Here is a 16,488-nt window from a genome sequence, read left to right on the forward strand (position 1 = left end):
TCCGCGGACCTTCCGATTCTGGCGCTAATCCCTAATCTGTCCTGATGGCCTTCGCCCCATTCGTCCCGTTGCGCGTCATGTCGAGCTATTCGATGCTCGAGGGGGCGATTGATCCCAAGACCATTGCGCGCCTGGCGAAGGAGCGTGGGTTCCCGGCGACCGCGATTTGCGATCGCAACGGTCTCTATGGCGCGATCCCGTTCGCTGCCGCCTGCTTTGAAAAAGGCATCCAGCCGATCGTCGGCGCGCTGCTGGGCGTTGCGCGCGACGCGAGCGGGGAGACGATCGACCACCTGCCGTTGTTTGCGCAGGACGAGGCGGGGTACGAAAACCTTTGCCACCTGGTCAGCAAGGCGCATCTGGCCCGGCCGGTCGAACTCGAAGCGCATGTCCATTTCAGCGATCTTGAAGGGCGGACTGACGGGCTGATCGCGCTTTCCGGCGCGGGCGAGGGCGCGCTGACCCGGCTGCTGGCGGACGGTAAGGCTGATGAAGCTGAAATGCTCTGCGGCCGCCTCCAGGCCCTGTTTCCCGACCGGCTGTACATCGAGATCGCCCGCCGCAGTCATCCGCTGTGCGAGGCGGCCGAGGATGCGCTGATCGATCTTGCCTATGCGCGCGATCTGCCGCTGGTCGCGACGAACCCGGCCCAGTTCGGCGACCCCCATTTCTACGCCGCGCACGACGCCATGCTGTGCATCGCGGCGAGCACGCATATCGATGCCGCCGAGCGTCCGAGGTCGAACCCGGAAGCGTTCATCAAGTCGGCGCCGATGATGCAGGAGCTGTTTCCCGACTTGCCCGAGGCGTTGGCAAACACACTCGTGATCGCTCGCCGCTGCGCTTACGCGCCGCCCAGGCGCGACCCGATCCTGCCCAGCCTGGCCGGCGATATCGAGGGCGAGAAGCGCCTGCTGGCTGAGGACTCCCGCCGCGGCCTTGCGGCGCGCCTGGAAAAATATGACGCGCTCTCGGACGACGAGCTCAGGGTCTATCGCGACCGGCTTGAGTTCGAGATCGACGTCATCAACCAGATGGGCTTTCCCGGCTACTTCCTGATCGTCGCCGACTTCATCAAGTGGGCCAAGGAGCAGGGCATCCCGGTGGGCCCGGGCCGTGGTTCGGGCGCGGGTTCGCTGGTGGCATGGTCGCTGACCATCACCGACCTCGATCCCATTCGCCTGGGCCTGCTGTTCGAACGCTTCCTAAACCCGGAACGCGTGTCCATGCCGGACTTCGACATCGACTTCTGCGAAACGCGGCGCGGCGAGGTGATCCGCTATGTGCAGGCCAAATACGGGCACGATCACGTCGCGCAGATCATCACCTTCGGCAAGCTCAAGGCGCGCGCCGTGCTGCGCGATTGCGGACGCATCCTGCAGATGAGCTACGGGCACGTGGACCGGTTGTGCAAGATGGTGCCCAACCATCCGACCGACCCGTGGACCCTGCCGCGCGCGCTGAACGGCGTGGCTGAGTTCAAGCGCGAGTACGAGAACCACGACGAGGTCAAGCGCCTGCTCGACCTTGCGATGCAGCTCGAAGGTTTCCCGCGCAACAGCTCCACGCACGCCGCCGGCGTGGTCATCGGGGACCGGCCGCTGGCCAAGCTGGTGCCGCTCTACCGCGATCCCCGTTCGGACATGCCGGTCACCCAGTTCGACATGAAGCATGTCGAGAGTGCGGGTCTGGTCAAATTCGACTTCCTGGGTCTGAAGACCCTGTCGGTGCTGCAAAAGGCAGTCGAGCTGCTGGCCAGGCGCGGGATCGACATCGACCTGAGCGCGCTCGAGTGGGACGATCCGGCGGTCTACGCGCTGCTGCAGAAAGGCGACACCGTCGGCGTCTTCCAGCTCGAATCCGAAGGCATGCGCCGTGCGCTGTCTGCCGTGAAGCCCAGCAACTTCGGCGACATCATCGCCATCGGCGCGCTCTATCGCCCCGGCCCGATGGACAACATTCCGCTGTTCGGGCGGCGCAAGAACGGGCTGGAGGTGATTGAGTATCCGCACCCGAAGCTTGAGGCCATCCTCGCCGAAACGTACGGCATCATCGTGTACCAGGAACAGGTGATGCAGGCCGCGCAGATCCTCGCCGGCTATTCGCTGGGCGACGCCGACTTGCTGCGCCGCGCGATGGGCAAGAAGGTGCAGGCCGAGATGGACGCCCAGCGCCAGCGTTTCGTGGAAGGGTGCAAGACTCACTCCGGCATCGAGCAAGCGAAGGCGAACGAACTGTTCGATTTGATCGACAAGTTTGCCGGTTACGGCTTCAACAAGAGCCACGCCGCCGCCTATGCGCTGCTGTCGTATCAGACCGCGTGGCTGAAGGCCCACTACCCGGAAGAATTCTACGCCGCCTCGATGTGCTTCGACATGCATCAGTCGGAAAAGCTGGCGGTGTTCGTGGATGACGCGCGGCGCGGCGGAACGGTCATCGCACCGCCCGATGTGAACCGTTCCGAGGCTGAATTCACCGTCGAGCGGACGGACGATGGCTACGCCGTGCGCTATGCGCTGGCGGGCATCCGCAACGTGGGCGAAAAAGCGATGGAAGCGCTCGTCGCGGAGCGCGAGGCGAGCGGCGCGTTCGAGAGCGTCGAGGACTTGTTCCAGCGCCTGCCCAAGGGGTCGATGAATTCGCGCCAGCTTGAAGGGCTGATCGCGGCTGGGGCGCTCGATGCGCTGGAGCCCAACCGCGGCAAGCTCTACGCCAACGTCGATCTGCTGCTGGCGGTGACGGAGGCTGCCAACCGCGAACGCGAGAGCGGGCAGGGCGGCCTGTTCGGTGGCGAGGCGCAGGCGGACAGCACCCTGCGCCTGAAGGAGGCGGAGGACTGGCCGCGCACCGAGCGCATGGCCAAGGAGCGCGACAACTTCGGATTCTATTTCTCTGCGCATCCGGTGGAACAGTATCGCGCGATCGCGTCCGCCAATGGCGCGCGCAGCTATGCCTCGCTGATGGGCGGGGGCGCTCCCGCGGGGGGCCGCGCCACCGCGGTCATGGCGGCGATGGTGGAAAAGGTGAATCGCGGGCGGACCAAGCGGGGCAAGGACTTCGTGCGCGCGGACTTCTCCGACAGCAGCGGGCAGTTTTCGGCCGCGTGTTTTGAAGAGACGCTGATCGCGAGCTTCGTGAATTGGGCCGAAGACGGCACGTCGATCCTCCTCAACGTCGAACTCGACAGCCCTAGCCCGGACGAGCCGCCGCGGATCACCGTGCGCGGCGCACGGCCGTTGCGCGACGTGAAGGCGGGTGCACGGATGGTGCTCACCCTCGATGTCACCGCGCCCGACGGGTTTGCCACCCTGCGCAACCTGCTGGAAACGGGCGCGGATGGCCGGGGCGAGGTGCGGGTCAAGCTGCGCACCGGCGGCGAGCACGAGCCGGAGATGATCCTGGGTCACAACTTCCAGCTCGACGGCGATCTCGCCGAGCGCTTGGCAAGCCTCGACGGACTTGCCAATGTGCAGCTTGGCACCCAGCGCGCGCCGAGCTTGCGTCTGGTGGCCTGAGGCCCTCCTGCACGAGAGGGCGCCACAGGGAGAGAATGCCAATGCTGGGAGCGATGCAGGACTGGGACCTCGTGGTCACTCACCTGATCGATCATGCCGCGCGTGAATACGGAGAGCGCGAGCACGTCACTCATTGGGCCGATGGCAGCGAAACGCGCACGACGTGGGCGAAAGTCCGGCGCGATGCGCTGAAGATGACGCAGGCTCTGCGCGCTGCCGGCGTGGGCAAGGGTGACCGGGTCGCCACCCTGGCGATGAACCACGCGCGCCACTTGGTGACCTGGTACGGCGCGGTGGGCGTGGGCGGCGTGCTGCACACCATCAACCCGCGGTTGTTTGACGACCAGCTCGAATACATCGTCAACCATGCCGAGGACCGGGTGCTGCTGTACGACGCGGTGTTCCAGCCGATCGTCGACCGGATGCGGGATTGCTGGCCGACCGTCACCACATACGTCTGTTTCGATCCCCCGACCGGGTCGGACGTGCTCGGCTTCGAGGATTGGATTGGAGCGCACGACGGTGACACCGCGTGGGCCGAGGTCGCCGAACGCGATCCGTGCATGCTGTGCTACACCAGCGGCACCACGGGACACCCCAAAGGCGTGCTGTACGAGCATCGCTCGACCATGCTGCACGCCATGGCGGGCGTTCAGCCCAACCTGTTCGATCTGGATTCGCGGGCGGTCATGCTGCCGATCGTGCCGATGTTCCATGCGGCCAGCTGGGGCCTGCCCTGGGCCGGGGCGATTCCGGGGATCAAATTCGTCTATTCGGCGGTCAACGATCCCGCCGTGCTGTGCGAGCTGTTCGACCGGGAGCGCGTGACGCACTCGGCCGGCGTGCCAACGGTCTGGCTCGGCATGTTCCAGCACCTCGATTCGATCGGAAAGGACGTGCGCGACATCGGCAAGCTGGAGACCGCGATCATCGGCGGTTCGGCTGCGCCCAAGTTCATGATCGAGCGGCTGATGAACAACGGCGTGCGGGTGGCTCATGCCTGGGGCATGACCGAGACCAGCCCGATCGGCACCACCGGCGCGTATCCGTCGTCGTGGGACGAGATGGACTTCGCTGAACGGGTCGCCTTGGTCCAGAAGCAGGGACGGCCTGCGTTCGGGGTGGAACTACGCTGCGTCGACCTCGACGATCCCACCCGGGAGCTGCCACGCGACGGCCAGACCTCCGGCGCGCTGCAGGTGCGCGGGCCGTGGGTCATCCAGCGCTATTTCAAGGCGGAGGAGGACGCGGCGAACGCCGAGCGGTGGTTCGACACCGGCGACGTGGCGGTCATCCATCCCGACGGCACGCTGCAATTGACCGACCGGACCAAGGACGTGATCAAGTCGGGCGGTGAATGGATCAGTTCCGTCGAACTGGAGAACGCCGCGGTGGGGCACCCGGCAATCGCCGAGGCGGCCGCGATCGGCATCGCGCATCCCAGGTGGGATGAACGCCCGATCCTGGTCTGCGTCGCCAAGCAGGGCGCGAGCGTCACCCCGGCGGAAGTGCTGGCGCATTTGTCGGACAAGGTCGCCAAGTGGTGGCTGCCCGATGCAATCGAGTTCGTTGACGAGATCCCTCACACCGGCACCGGCAAGATCAGCAAGAAAGATTTGCGCGAGCAGTTCCGCGACTACCGACTGGTGGCCGAGGACGTGGCTTGATCCTCAACTGCGCCCGGTGCGGCCGCTTGATGGAAGAGGGATTTTCGATCGAGCTCGGTGACGGGAACATGGCGATGGTGGGTCACTGGCATCCCGGCAAACCCGCCCCCAGGTGGTGGGGCCTCAAAGTCGATAAGCGGCAGAGGCGTGAGATCGCGACCTGGCGCTGCGCGGGATGTGGCTACCTGGAGAGTTATGCCCCATGACGGTCTACATCGATCCCTCGCGCGCCAACTTCGACGCGTTCAAGAACCTGCCGCGCGACCAGCCGATCCAGATGCTCAACCTGCTGCGCTACCGTGATCAGGCGGAATATCCCGATGGCAACGAGCATGCCGGCAAAGGTTGGAGCGGGCGGCGCGCATACGCGGAGTACGGCGCCACCAGCGGCGCGATCTTCCGCCGGGTGGGCGGCACCCTGGTGTGGCGCGGCGCCTTCCAGACGGTCGTCACCGGCCCTGACGACATGCGCTGGGATGACGGCTTCATCGCGCAGTACCCCAGCGCCGCGGCATTCCTGGAGATGATCAAGGACCCGGACTACCAGCGCGCGGTGGTCAACCGCACGGCGGCGCTGGCCGACAGCCGGCTGGTGCGGTTCGCACCGCAGCCGGCGGGGGACGGCTTCTAGCCGAGCACTTCGTCAAACATCGACAGCATTGCCGCCCAGCTTTGCCGGTCGGCGCTGGCGTCGTAGGCTGGATTGGCGGCACCATCCAGCATGGCGGGATTAGTGAACCCGTGGGCCACGCCGGCATAGCTGTGGAAGTGCCAGTTGGCGCCGACAGCGTCCATCTCCTCCCAGAACGCCATCACTTGCGCGCGGGGCACCAGCGTATCGGCATCGCCGTGGCACACCAGGATGCGCGGTTTGACGGGCGCGGCCGCCGGACGCGCCGTATTGAGCAGGCCGTGAAAGCTCACCACCGCAGCCAGGTCCGCTCCGTCGCGGGCCAGTTCGAGCACGGCCTGGCCGCCCATGCAGAAGCCGATCGCCAGCAAGGGCAATGGCCCGGCCTGTTCGGCCAGCACCGTCAAACCGGCACGAAGGCGTGACCGGTATCCATCGGTGTCGGCGCGCAACCGCTCGGCACGAGCGAAGGCATCCGCCATGTCGGCGGGCGCCTCGCCATAAAAATCGCACACGACCGCCAGATAACCCGCGTCCGCCAGGGCATGGGCTTTTGCCATCACCCCCGGAGTGGGATTGAAGATCGTCGGAAACACCGCCACCGCCGCGCGCGGCGGAAACGCCGGGCGCACCACCAGCGCGGAGAGCGCGGTGCCGCCCTCGCGGTAGGCGACGGTCTCCACGATCACGATTCGGGCAGGAAGTCCGGCACCGAGAGATAGCGCTCTCCGGTGTCGTAATTGAACCCGAGCACGCGAGCGTCGGGATCGAGTTCAGGCAGCTTCCTGGCAATGGCCGCCAGGGTCGCGCCGCTCGAGATGCCGACCAGGATACCCTCCTCGCGCGCGCAGCGGCGGGCCATCTCGCGGGCGTCTTCAGGGTCCACCTGGATCGCGCCGTCGATCGACTGAGTGTGCAGGTTTGTCGGAATGAAGCCCGCGCCGATTCCCTGGATCGGGTGGGGCCCCGGCTGGCCGCCGCTGATGACCGGCGACAGGGTGGGCTCCACCGCGAACGCCTTCAGCCCGCTCCAGGTCTGCTTGAGCACTTCGGCACAAGCCGTCAGGTGCCCGCCGGTGCCGACGCCGGTGATCAGCACGTCGATGGGCGTATCGCGAAAATCGGCCAGGATTTCCTGCGCCGTGGTGCGCGCATGAACCGCGATATTGGCCGGATTGTCGAACTGCTGCGCCATCCACCCGCCCGGCGTCTGCTCGGTCAGTTCCTGCGCGCGCGCGATGGCTGCCTTCATGCCGCCTTCCTTGGGCGTCAGATCGAACTTCGCCCCATAGGCCAGCATCAGCCGCCGCCGTTCGATGCTCATGCTTTCGGGCATCACCAGGATGAGCTTGTAGCCTTTCACTGCGGCCACCATGGCAAGGCCGATGCCGGTGTTGCCGCTGGTCGGCTCGATGATCGTCCCCCCGGGGCTGAGCGCGCCGGATGCTTCGGCATCCTCGATCATCGCCAGCGCGATGCGGTCCTTGATCGAGCCGCCCGGATTGCCGCGTTCGCTCTTCACCCACACGTCGTGAGTGGGAAACATGCGCGAGAGGCGAATGTGCGGGGTGTTGCCGATTACGGCAAGGACGCTGTCGGCTTTCATCGTGTTACTCCTGGTGGCGTTGCCATGGTCAATGTGCAGGCGGGTCGAAGGTCTTGGCAAGGCGCAACTCTGGAAACAACCGCGACCACGCCAGTGTGATCCCGATCGCGGCCACCCCGCCGAACACGACCGCGCCCACTGGGCCGATCAGCGCGGCGAGCATGCCGCTCTCCGCCTCTCCCAATTCGTTAGAAGCAGAGATCGTCAGCGCCGATACTGCTCCCACACGGCCGCGCATCTCGTCAGGGGTGTGCAACTGGATCAGCGACTGGCGGACGTAGACCGACACCATGTCCGCCGCTCCCGCCACGGTCAGCGCGCCGAAACTGAGCCAGAACCACTTCGACAGGCCAAACGTCAGCACGGCGAGGGCAAAGATCAGCACCGCGCCAAGCATCTTGACCCCCACGTTGGTTCGCATCGGGCGCACGGAGAACCACACCGAAGCGGCGGTGGCGCCGATGCCCATCCCGGCGGCGAGGATGCCGAACCCGTCAGCGCCGACGTGCAGGATGTCGCGCGCGAACACCGGCAGCAGCGCGGTCGCGCCCGCCAGCAGCACCACGAACAGGTCCAGCGTGATCGTCGCCAACACCAGGCGGTTGTTGCGCACATAGCGGAACCCGTCGATCACCCGGTGGATCGGCCGGCGATCCTTTTGCAGCGGAGGCTGGGGGACTTTGGGAATCAGGAACACCGCCAGCAGTGCCGCGAACAGCATCGCCGAAATTGCTGCATAGGCGATGTCGGGATGGATCGCATACAACACCCCGCCGATGCTCGGGCCGGCGATCATCCCCACCTGCCACGCGATGGAGCTGACCGCAATGGCGGTCGGCAGGCTTTCGCGCGGCACCAGATTGGGGGCAAGCGCGGAGAATGCGGGGCCCGAAAACGCCCGCGCGATGCCGATGATCGCGGCAGCGCCAAACAGGAACGGCAAGGTCAACTGGCCGGCAAACGTCAGGAAACCCAAGGCGGCCGCATTGACCGTCAGCAGCGCGTTGGTCCCGCGCACGATCCAGCGCCGGTCATACGTATCGGCGAACAGGCCCACCATCGGGGTCAGCAGGAACAGCGGCACGAACTGCACCAGGCCGATCATGCCGAGCAGGAAGGCCGACTCCCGGATGTCCAGCGTTTCGCGGGCGATGCCATAGACTTGCCAGCCGATGATGATCGCCTGCGCGCTGATCGCGATGGTGGCGAACAGGCGGGACACGAAATACGCGCGGAACGCTGGAATGGTGAGAGGGTGGGGGGCGGCGACGCTCACCTCCACGCCCATGACAGTGGCCCGGCGGCTTGCCAACCAAGCCTTTGCTATTCAGCCGGTTGGCTTAACTTCGCGCTCAGCGCGCGCGGCGCAGGCGGGGATTGGGCTGCAGCGCCTCGATGATGCGCATGAAATCGTCCAGCCGGATGATCCGCTCGAACTGGAAGCCCGCGCGCTCCTCGCGCACCCAGATGACATAGGCCTCGATCCGGCCGATCTCGGGCAGGCGGATGATCACCCGGTCGCCGCGGGCAATCCCGCTCGCGTCGTCGATCATGAAGCCGTGTGCCGACAGGTTGGCGATGTGCAGCTTCAGGTCGCCCCGCTCATGGTGCTCCGCGATCACCGGGAAATCGACCGGATGCCGCGCGGCGCGGCGCAGGTCGGTGACCGATAGCTGAGCTCCGACAGACACTATGACACCGCCCTTCCGTTGACCTGGAACGGCTCGGATAGCGGCCAATCGCTGATTTTGGGTTAAGCCGCGGCGCGACGCTTCAGGTCAGCACGCCGTGGCGCTTCTTGCCCAGGCTGATGCGTCCCGCCCGTGCCGGGGCGGCAGGATCGGTCACCGGCTCCCCGTCAAGCTTGACCGCGCCTTCGGCCACCTTGCGCTTGGCTTCGCCGTTCGACGCGGTGAAGCCCAGCGCGGTGAGCGCGGCGGCAAAGGTCATGTCCGGCTCCAGCGCCAGCGTAGGCAGGTCTTCGCCAGCGCCGCCGGCAAAGGTCGTCGATGCGGTCGCCTCCGCAGTGCGGGCAGCCTCGTCGCCGCGCACCAGGCGCGTGACCTCGTTGGCGAGCACGATCTTGGCGGCGTTGATCTCGGCCCCCTGAAGCGCTTCCAGCCGGGCGACCTCGTCCAGCGGCAAGTCGGTAAACAGCTTCAGGAACCGGCCCACGTCGCGATCGTCCACGTTGCGCCAGAACTGCCAGAAGTCGTAGGCCGGCAGCTGCGCCTCGTTCAGCCACACCGCACCCGCGGCGGTCTTGCCCATCTTGGCGCCATCGGCGGTGGTCAGCAGCGGGGTGGTAAGGCCGAACAGCTCCGCCCCGTCCATCCGGCGGCCCAGTTCCACCCCGTTGACGATGTTGCCCCACTGGTCGCTGCCGCCCATCTGCAGCCGCACGCCCATCTCGCGAGACAGATGGCGGAAGTCATAGCCCTGCAGGATCATGTAGTTGAATTCGAGGAACGTCATCGGCTGCTCGCGCTCCAGCCGCAATCGCACCGAATCGAACGTCAGCATCCGGTTGACGGTGAAGTGCGTGCCGACTTCCTGCAGCAGCTCGATGTAACCGAGCTGGCCCAGCCAATCGTGATTGTCGACCATCACCGCGTCGGTCGGCCCGTCGCCGAACGTCAGCAGCTTGTCGAACACCGTGAAGATGCCCGCGATGTTGTCCGCGATCGCCTGATCGGTCAGCATCTTGCGGCTTTCGTCGCGCCCGGTGGGGTCGCCGATCCGGGTGGTGCCGCCGCCCATCAGGACGATCGGCTTGTGCCCGGTCTGCTGCAGGCGGCGCAGCATCATGATCTGCACCAAGCTGCCGATGTGCAGGCTGGGCGCGGTGGCGTCGAACCCGATATAGCCCGGCACGATCTGGCGCGCGGCAAGGGCGTCCAGCCCCGCGGCGTCGGTCATCTGGTGGACATAGCCCCGCTGTTCGAGCAGGCGCAGCAGATCGGATTGGTAGTCGCTCATCGCGGCGGGCGGTTAGCACGAGGGCCGACACATGCAAACGCATCAACTGAGCGCGCATCCCGCGCATCCGCCGGCGCGGGTCTCGGGCATCGAGGCGCGGGTGATCGGCTTCGATGCCGACTGGCTGCGCGTGCGCTGGCGGGTCGAGGGCGCGCAAGGGCTGGTGATCCCGCCCTTCGCCGGGCGCGGCCGCGCGGACGAGTTGTGGCAGACCACCTGCTTCGAACTGTTCCTGCGCCCCGCTGGCGGCGATGCCTATGTCGAGCTGAACCTCTCGCCGTCAGAGCGGTGGGCGGCGTATGATTTCTCAGGCTACCGGGACGGCATGGCCGAACGGCCCGCATCGCGCGAACCCGACTGCACGATGCGGCAGGGCAGCAGCTTCGCCATCTTCGATGCGGCGATCCCGCGCGATGTCCTGCCCGTGCTGCCAGCGGCGGCAAACTTCGCGGCGGTGATCGAGGAGCAGGGCGGGGTGAAGAGCTTCTGGGCACTCGCGCACCCGGCGGCGAAGCCCGATTTCCATGACCCCGCTTGCTTCACCGCCGAGCTTACGCCACCTGCGCAGCCATGAAATTCGGCATCGACCGGCTGCTGAGCGAGCCGGAGCTTCTCCAGCAACTGCACGGCCGCCGCGTCGCGCTGGTCGCGCATCCCGCGTCGGTGACCGAGGACCTGACGCACAGCCTCGACGCGCTGATCGCTGCCGGGGTGAACGTCACCAGCGCATTCGGGCCGCAGCATGGCCTGAAGGGGGACAAGCAGGACAACATGGTCGAAACCGCCGACGAGGTGGACCCGGCATACGGCATTCCGGTGTTCAGCCTGTATGGCGAGGTCCGCAAACCCACCGGGCAGATGATGAGCACGGCGGACGTCTTCCTGTTCGACCTGCAGGACCTCGGCTGCCGGATCTACACCTTCGTCACGACGCTGCTCTACCTGCTGCAGGCGGCGAGCAAGACGGGCAAGACGGTGTGGGTGCTCGATCGGCCGAATCCCGCCGGCCGCCCGATCGAGGGTACGCTGCTGCTGCCGGGGCAGGAAAGTTTCGTCGGCGCGGGGCCGATGCCGATGCGCCACGGGCTGACCATGGGGGAGATGGGCCACTGGTTCATCCGCCACTTCAAGCTCGACGTCGATTACCGCGTGATCGGGATGGATCGATGGCTGCCGGAAGAGGGTCCCGGCTTCGGCTGGCCGGAAGACCGGGTGTGGATCAACCCCAGCCCGAACGCCGCCAGCCTCAACATGGCGCGCGCATATGCCGGCACGGTGATGCTCGAAGGGACCACCCTGTCGGAAGGCCGCGGCACGACCCGTCCGCTGGAAGTGCTGTTCGGCGCGCCCGATCTCGACGGTGCGGACGTGCTCGCCGAGATGCGCCGGATTGCGCCCCGCTGGCTGGACGGCTGCGCGATCCGCCCGTGCTTTTTCGAGCCGACCTTTCACAAGCACGCCAAGCAGCTCAACAGCGGGCTGATGATCCACGCAGAGCAGGGGTTCTACGATCACCACGCCTTTCGGCCGTGGCGGCTGCAGGCGCTCGCGTTCAAGGCGATCCGGCGGCTGCGGCCGGATTACGACCTGTGGCGCGATTTTCCCTACGAATACGAATTCAAGCGCCTGGCGATCGATGTGATCAACGGCGGGCCTGCCTTGCGCGAATGGGTGGACGACGAAAGCGCCGAGCCGCTCGATCTGGAAACCAAGGCCGGTTCCGATGAGGAACGCTGGCGTGCGGAAGTGGCCGATCTGCTGCTCTACTGACGCCGCGCCGCGGCGCTATGCGTGGACCGCGATCCACGCGACCAGCGCGGCTGACGGAATGAAGAACGCCTGCGCGAGCAGCGTGCCGAACAGGCGGCTGAAGCTGATCCACACGATCGTGCGGCGAAACAGCGGCTCGTCGATCCGGCCTTCGACGACATCGTCGGTCATCACCGACAGTTGGGGGTCGATCAGCGCGAACAGCAGGATGGTGGCAAATCCATTGATCACGGCCGACAACTGGCTGGCGGTGACGCGGAATTCCGGCGCGAGATACCCTGCATAGAGCGAGGCGACCACGCCCACCGTCAGCAGCGCCTGGGCCAATGCGTTGCCCGCCAGCACCGTCCACGACACGCCGAGGGGCTTGCGCAGCGCGCCGAGATGCGCGCGGCCCGGCAGCGATACCTCCTCGCGTACGGTTCTGAGCCCCGACGGGGTGGCGGAACGCAGGATCAGCTTGCCGGTCGAACGGTGCCGCTGGAAGTGCGCGATCGCGCGCGCGAACAACCGCTGGCCCGTGGGCACGAGCAGGATGCCGACGAACACCGCGACGGAAGCGCTCGCCAGCACCAGCCGGAAATCGCCCGCCAGCGCGTCACCGCCCCCTTCCAGCAGACGCCCCTCGATCCGCTTGGCGAGGAACGGGCCGAGGAAGCCGTTGGCGGTGCGGCTGACCAGCACCAGCACGTTGAAGAGCGCAAAGCTCATGGCGATCCGGCGGGTGCGCACGCCCGCGATGCGCGCGGCGTAGGCGAGCGTGCCGATCAGGTTGATCCCGAAGGTCAGCACGCAAATGACGATAAGCTGGATGTCCATCGGGCGCGGCCCTTAAGCTGCGGCGAGGTTCCGCGCTACGCCAATCGTGCCCTATTTGGCTGGCTGCAACTTCGCGCTTCCGCTGGCAGCGGGCAACGGCCGCACGTCGTTCACATCGCGGTGCATCTGCATCACCGCGCAGCCGTCGATCCGCTTGTCGACTGCCGCGATCAGCAGACCCTCCTGCGGAGCGGCAGGTGTCTTGTCGAGCGGGGGCTGGCCCGCCGCCGCGCGAACCTGCTCGATGCGGTCGCCGCAGGTCTGGCTGGCGACAGCTTCGTCGATGTCGGTCCATGCTTGCGGCGGCTGGGAGTATGCCGGCATCATCGCGTCGGGCGAGGCTACTGGAGCCGGTAGCGCCACGGACCCAGGCACGGCTGCAAGAGCGGGCACGGCTGCGGCGAGCAGGGGCAACAGGATGACTCGCATGGGGTACGCTCCTGCCGCTGGTTTACCTTAACCCTGTTTGCGGCTCAACTCGCGCATGGCATCGTCCAGCCCGTCGAGGGTCAGGGGGTACATCCGGTCGTTCAGCAACTGCTTGATGATCTTGGTCGACTGCGAATAGCCCCACTGCTGCTCAGGCACGGGGTTGAGCCACACGGTCGCGGGGTAGGTGGTATTTACCCGCTGCAGCCAACTTGCGCCGGCTTCCTCGTTCATGTGCTCCACGCTGCCGCCGGGGTGAGTGATCTCGTACGGGCTCATCGCCGCGTCGCCCACGAACACGATCTTGTAGTCGTGGCCGTATTTGTGGAGGATGTCCCAAGTCTTGGTCCGTTCGGCCCAGCGGCGGCGGTTGTCCTTCCACACGCCTTCGTACAGGCAGTTGTGAAAGTAGAAGAACTCCAGGTTCTTGAATTCGGCGGTCGCGGCACTGAACAGCTCCTCGACCAGCTTGATGAACGGGTCCATCGATCCGCCGACGTCGAGAAACAGCAGCAGCTTGATCGCGTTGCGCCGCTCGGCGCGCATCTGGATGTCGAGCCAGCCCTGCTTTGCGGTGCCTTCGATCGTCGCGTCGATATCGAGTTCGTCCGCCGCGCCTTCGCGGGCGAACCGGCGCAGGCGGCGCAGCGCCATCTTGATGTTGCGGGTGCCGAGCTCGCGGGTGTTGTCGAGGTTCTTGAACTCGCGCTTCTCCCACACTTTCAGCGCCTTGCCGTGCTTGCCTTCGCCGCCGATGCGCACGCCTTCGGGATTGTAGCCGCCATTGCCGAACGGGCTGGTGCCGCCGGTACCGACCCACTTGTTGCCGCCCTGGTGGCGCTTTTCCTGTTCCTCGAGCCGCTTCTTCAGCGTCTCCATGATCTCGTCCCACGACCCGAGGGACCTGATCGCCTCCATCTCCTCTGCGGTGAGAAACTTCTCGGCGACCGCCTTCAGCCAGTCTTCGGGAATGTCGACCTGTTGTTGGCCGTAATCGGTCAGGATGCCCTTGAAGACCTTCTGGAACACCTGGTCGAACCGGTCGATCAGCCCTTCGTCCTTCACGAACGTCGCGCGGCTGAGGTAATAGAACGCCTCGGGCGTCTGCTCGATCACGTCCTTGTCCAGCGCTTCGAGAAGCGTGAGGTGTTCCTTGAAGCTGGCCGGAATGCCGGCGCTGCGCAGCTCGTCGACGAAATTGAAGAACATGGGCCGGGGCATACCGCGTCTTCAGGCGGCGCGCCAGCGCTGCGCTGAGGGGCTGCTTAAAGAGTTGCTAACCATCGGCGCTTAATCCCGCGGCAACGAATAACGGGGGCTCTCGGGCGAACATGGAACACCAGGCAATCGACGTGACCTCTGCGCGCGGCATCGACCGCATTTCCGCCTCGTGCGGCGAAGTGACGGTGGGTTGCACCGATGTGGCGGGAATCATCCATGCGGTGATGGTCTCGTCGGAGAAACTGCGCGCCGAACACGCCGCGCTGCAGGAAACCGTGGCCGGGCTGGAAACCGATCAGATGAAGGTCGCGCAGGCCAGTGACGAGGCGCGCCTGCTGTCCGAACGGGCGATCGACCGGTTGGGGGAGGGCTCCAGCCTGATCCAGTCGTCGCTCGATCAGATCACCGGCCTGCTCGAACTGGTCGAAACCCTGACGGTCCACGTCACCGGCTTCGCCGCCGCGATGGCGCAGGTGCGCCGCAGCGCGCAGGAGATCGACCAGATCGCCGAAACGACGAACATCCTCGCGCTCAACGCCACGATCGAGGCGATGCGCGCAGGCGACGCGGGCCGCACCTTTGCAGTGGTGGCGAGCGAGGTGAAGAGCCTGGCCAACGACACCCGCCGCGCCACCGAGGAAATCGGCCGCACGATCGACACGCTGGGCAAGGAAGCGGACGAGGTGATCGCCAAGATCGAGCGCGGAGCCAGGGAAAGCGGCACCGCCAAGACTTCGGTCGGGCAGATCCACCACACCATGCGCGTCGTCAACGAACTGATCGTCGAGGTCGACGGCCAGAATGACCAGATCACGCGGGCGACCGCGACGATCAGCAACCATGTCCATGCCGTGCAGACGGTGCTCGATTCGTTCGACCGCGCCGCGATCGAGAACGAGAGCAAGCTGTCTGCCGCGCACAATCGCATCGAGGAACTGGAGCTGACCGCCAGCGCGATGTTCGACGAGATCGTCAAGGCGGGGCTCTCCCCCGTTGACAGCGCGATGGTCGACAAGGCGCAAGGCTTCGCGCGCGAGATCGTCGAGCGGGCGGAAACCGCCGTGCGCGAAGGCAAGCTCACCTCCGCAGTACTGTTCGACCAGGGTTATCGCGAGGTGCCGGGCAGCAACCCGAAGCGCTTCCGCACGTCGCTCAGCGACTGGGCCGATGCCAACTGGCGCCCGGTGAACGACCGCGTCGTGGCAGAAGGCGGGGCGGTGAAGATGTGCAGCCAGGCCGACATGCAAGGGTTCCTGCCGACCCACATCACCGACCGCTCGCGCGCGCCGACCGGCGACCTCGCGCACGACACGAAGTTCTGCCGCAACGGGCGCATCATCCTCGACGCAATCGATCGCAAGGCCAAGGCGAGCAGCGATCCCTACATGATGGCGGTCTATCGCCAGGAGGGGGACGGGCGGACTTATGAAGTGGTCCGCAACGTCTATGTGCCGCTGGTGATCGAAGGTCGCCGGTGGGGCGATTTCGAGCTCGCCTACGTCCTGTAGGCGAGAGCCCTAGCGGCTCAGCCGCAGGCGGATGTGATCGAACATCGGACCGTACAGCCGGTTCTGGAATTCGACCCCGACATAGCCGCCTTCCTGCCACCGCACGGTCGCCTGGAATGGCCCGAGCGATTCGATCCGCAGGGTGATCTCGGCCCCCGGCAGCAAGCTCGAAAACTTGTCGAAGAACCGGCAGCCGGTCTCCGACAGGTCCTTGACCGGCACATCACGCTTGAGCCCGTTGGGTGTGCGGTAATGCCCCCACACCTCGATATCGTGGCGGTCGTCCCTGCGTTCTTCCCCCATCACCGAATTTCCGTCACCTCTGCGATCCCTTTTGCAGAGG

At 66.1% G+C, this 16,488-nt stretch carries 15 protein-coding genes; 6 read left to right on the forward strand and 9 right to left on the reverse strand.

The annotated features are described in order from the left end of the window. Positions 1–44: 44 nt before the first annotated feature. The 3 genes from dnaE (at position 45) to E0504_RS19920 (ending at position 5,813) form a co-directional block, all read left to right on the forward strand. Positions 45–3,515 (forward strand): DNA polymerase III subunit alpha, encoded by a 3,471-nt coding sequence (dnaE, locus tag E0504_RS19910; RefSeq protein WP_131625467.1) that lies wholly within the window; start codon positions 45–47, stop codon positions 3,513–3,515. Positions 3,516–3,556: 41 nt separating this feature from the next. Beyond that, positions 3,557–5,182, forward strand: coding sequence for a long-chain fatty acid--CoA ligase (locus E0504_RS19915; protein WP_207974520.1), 1,626 nt, complete (start codon positions 3,557–3,559; stop codon positions 5,180–5,182). Between the two features lie 202 nt (positions 5,183–5,384). Beyond that, positions 5,385–5,813: a DUF1330 domain-containing protein gene (locus tag E0504_RS19920; protein WP_131625469.1), complete on the forward strand. Its 429-nt coding sequence runs from the start codon at positions 5,385–5,387 to the stop codon at positions 5,811–5,813. Here the strand turns inward: E0504_RS19920 and E0504_RS19925 are convergent. The 5 genes from E0504_RS19925 to tyrS form a co-directional block, all read right to left on the reverse strand. Further along, positions 5,810–6,496, reverse strand: coding sequence for a dienelactone hydrolase family protein (locus E0504_RS19925; RefSeq protein ID WP_207974521.1), 687 nt, complete (start codon positions 6,494–6,496; stop codon positions 5,810–5,812). The genes E0504_RS19920 and E0504_RS19925 overlap by 4 nt on opposite strands. 2 nt (positions 6,497–6,498) lie before the next feature. Further along, positions 6,499–7,419 carry a cysteine synthase A gene (gene cysK / locus E0504_RS19930; protein WP_131625471.1) on the reverse strand — a complete coding sequence of 307 codons (921 nt, stop codon included), beginning with the start codon at positions 7,417–7,419 and terminating at the stop codon, positions 6,499–6,501. Positions 7,420–7,447: 28 nt separating this feature from the next. Further along, positions 7,448–8,707 (reverse strand): MFS transporter, encoded by a 1,260-nt coding sequence (locus E0504_RS19935; RefSeq protein ID WP_131625472.1) that lies wholly within the window; start codon positions 8,705–8,707, stop codon positions 7,448–7,450. A 64-nt stretch (positions 8,708–8,771) separates the two neighbouring features. Next, a complete protein-coding gene (locus tag E0504_RS19940) occupies positions 8,772–9,110 on the reverse strand; it encodes a PilZ domain-containing protein (protein WP_131625715.1) in 339 nt (112 codons plus the stop codon). Positions 9,111–9,192: 82 nt separating this feature from the next. Continuing rightward, on the reverse strand, positions 9,193–10,398 hold the full coding sequence (gene tyrS, locus E0504_RS19945) for a tyrosine--tRNA ligase (protein WP_131625473.1): 1,206 nt from the start codon (positions 10,396–10,398) through the stop codon (positions 9,193–9,195). A 31-nt stretch (positions 10,399–10,429) separates the two neighbouring features. On the opposite strand from tyrS, the gene E0504_RS19950 reads away from it, so the two are divergent. Further along, the gene (locus E0504_RS19950; RefSeq protein ID WP_131625474.1) at positions 10,430–10,972 is read left to right on the forward strand and encodes a DOMON-like domain-containing protein; all 543 of its coding nucleotides are present in this window, start codon (positions 10,430–10,432) and stop codon (positions 10,970–10,972) included. Beyond that, the gene (locus tag E0504_RS19955) at positions 10,969–12,168 is read left to right on the forward strand and encodes an exo-beta-N-acetylmuramidase NamZ domain-containing protein (protein WP_131625475.1); all 1,200 of its coding nucleotides are present in this window, start codon (positions 10,969–10,971) and stop codon (positions 12,166–12,168) included. The genes E0504_RS19950 and E0504_RS19955 overlap by 4 nt, the downstream gene beginning before the upstream one ends. 15 nt (positions 12,169–12,183) lie before the next feature. On the opposite strand, the gene E0504_RS19960 is transcribed toward E0504_RS19955, so the two are convergent. The 3 genes from E0504_RS19960 to E0504_RS19970 are packed head-to-tail and all read right to left on the reverse strand — an operon-like array spanning position 12,184 to position 14,625. After that, a complete protein-coding gene (locus E0504_RS19960; protein ID WP_131625476.1) occupies positions 12,184–12,987 on the reverse strand; it encodes a lipid II flippase Amj family protein in 804 nt (267 codons plus the stop codon). A gap of 51 nt (positions 12,988–13,038) precedes the next feature. After that, positions 13,039–13,416, reverse strand: a complete 378-nt coding sequence (locus E0504_RS19965) for a hypothetical protein (protein WP_131625477.1) — start codon at positions 13,414–13,416, stop codon at positions 13,039–13,041. Positions 13,417–13,443: 27 nt separating this feature from the next. After that, positions 13,444–14,625 carry a VWA domain-containing protein gene (locus E0504_RS19970; RefSeq protein ID WP_131625478.1) on the reverse strand — a complete coding sequence of 394 codons (1,182 nt, stop codon included), beginning with the start codon at positions 14,623–14,625 and terminating at the stop codon, positions 13,444–13,446. A gap of 122 nt (positions 14,626–14,747) precedes the next feature. Here E0504_RS19970 and E0504_RS19975 point away from each other — a divergent pair, with 122 nt between their 5' ends. Continuing rightward, the gene (locus E0504_RS19975) at positions 14,748–16,145 is read left to right on the forward strand and encodes a methyl-accepting chemotaxis protein (RefSeq protein WP_131625479.1); all 1,398 of its coding nucleotides are present in this window, start codon (positions 14,748–14,750) and stop codon (positions 16,143–16,145) included. Between the two features lie 9 nt (positions 16,146–16,154). Here E0504_RS19975 and E0504_RS19980 read toward each other — a convergent pair whose 3' ends face one another. After that, a complete protein-coding gene (locus E0504_RS19980; RefSeq protein ID WP_243657562.1) occupies positions 16,155–16,448 on the reverse strand; it encodes a PilZ domain-containing protein in 294 nt (97 codons plus the stop codon). Positions 16,449–16,488 lie beyond the last annotated feature (40 nt).

The sequence above is a fragment of the Parafrankia sp. BMG5.11 genome (assembly GCF_004337455.1).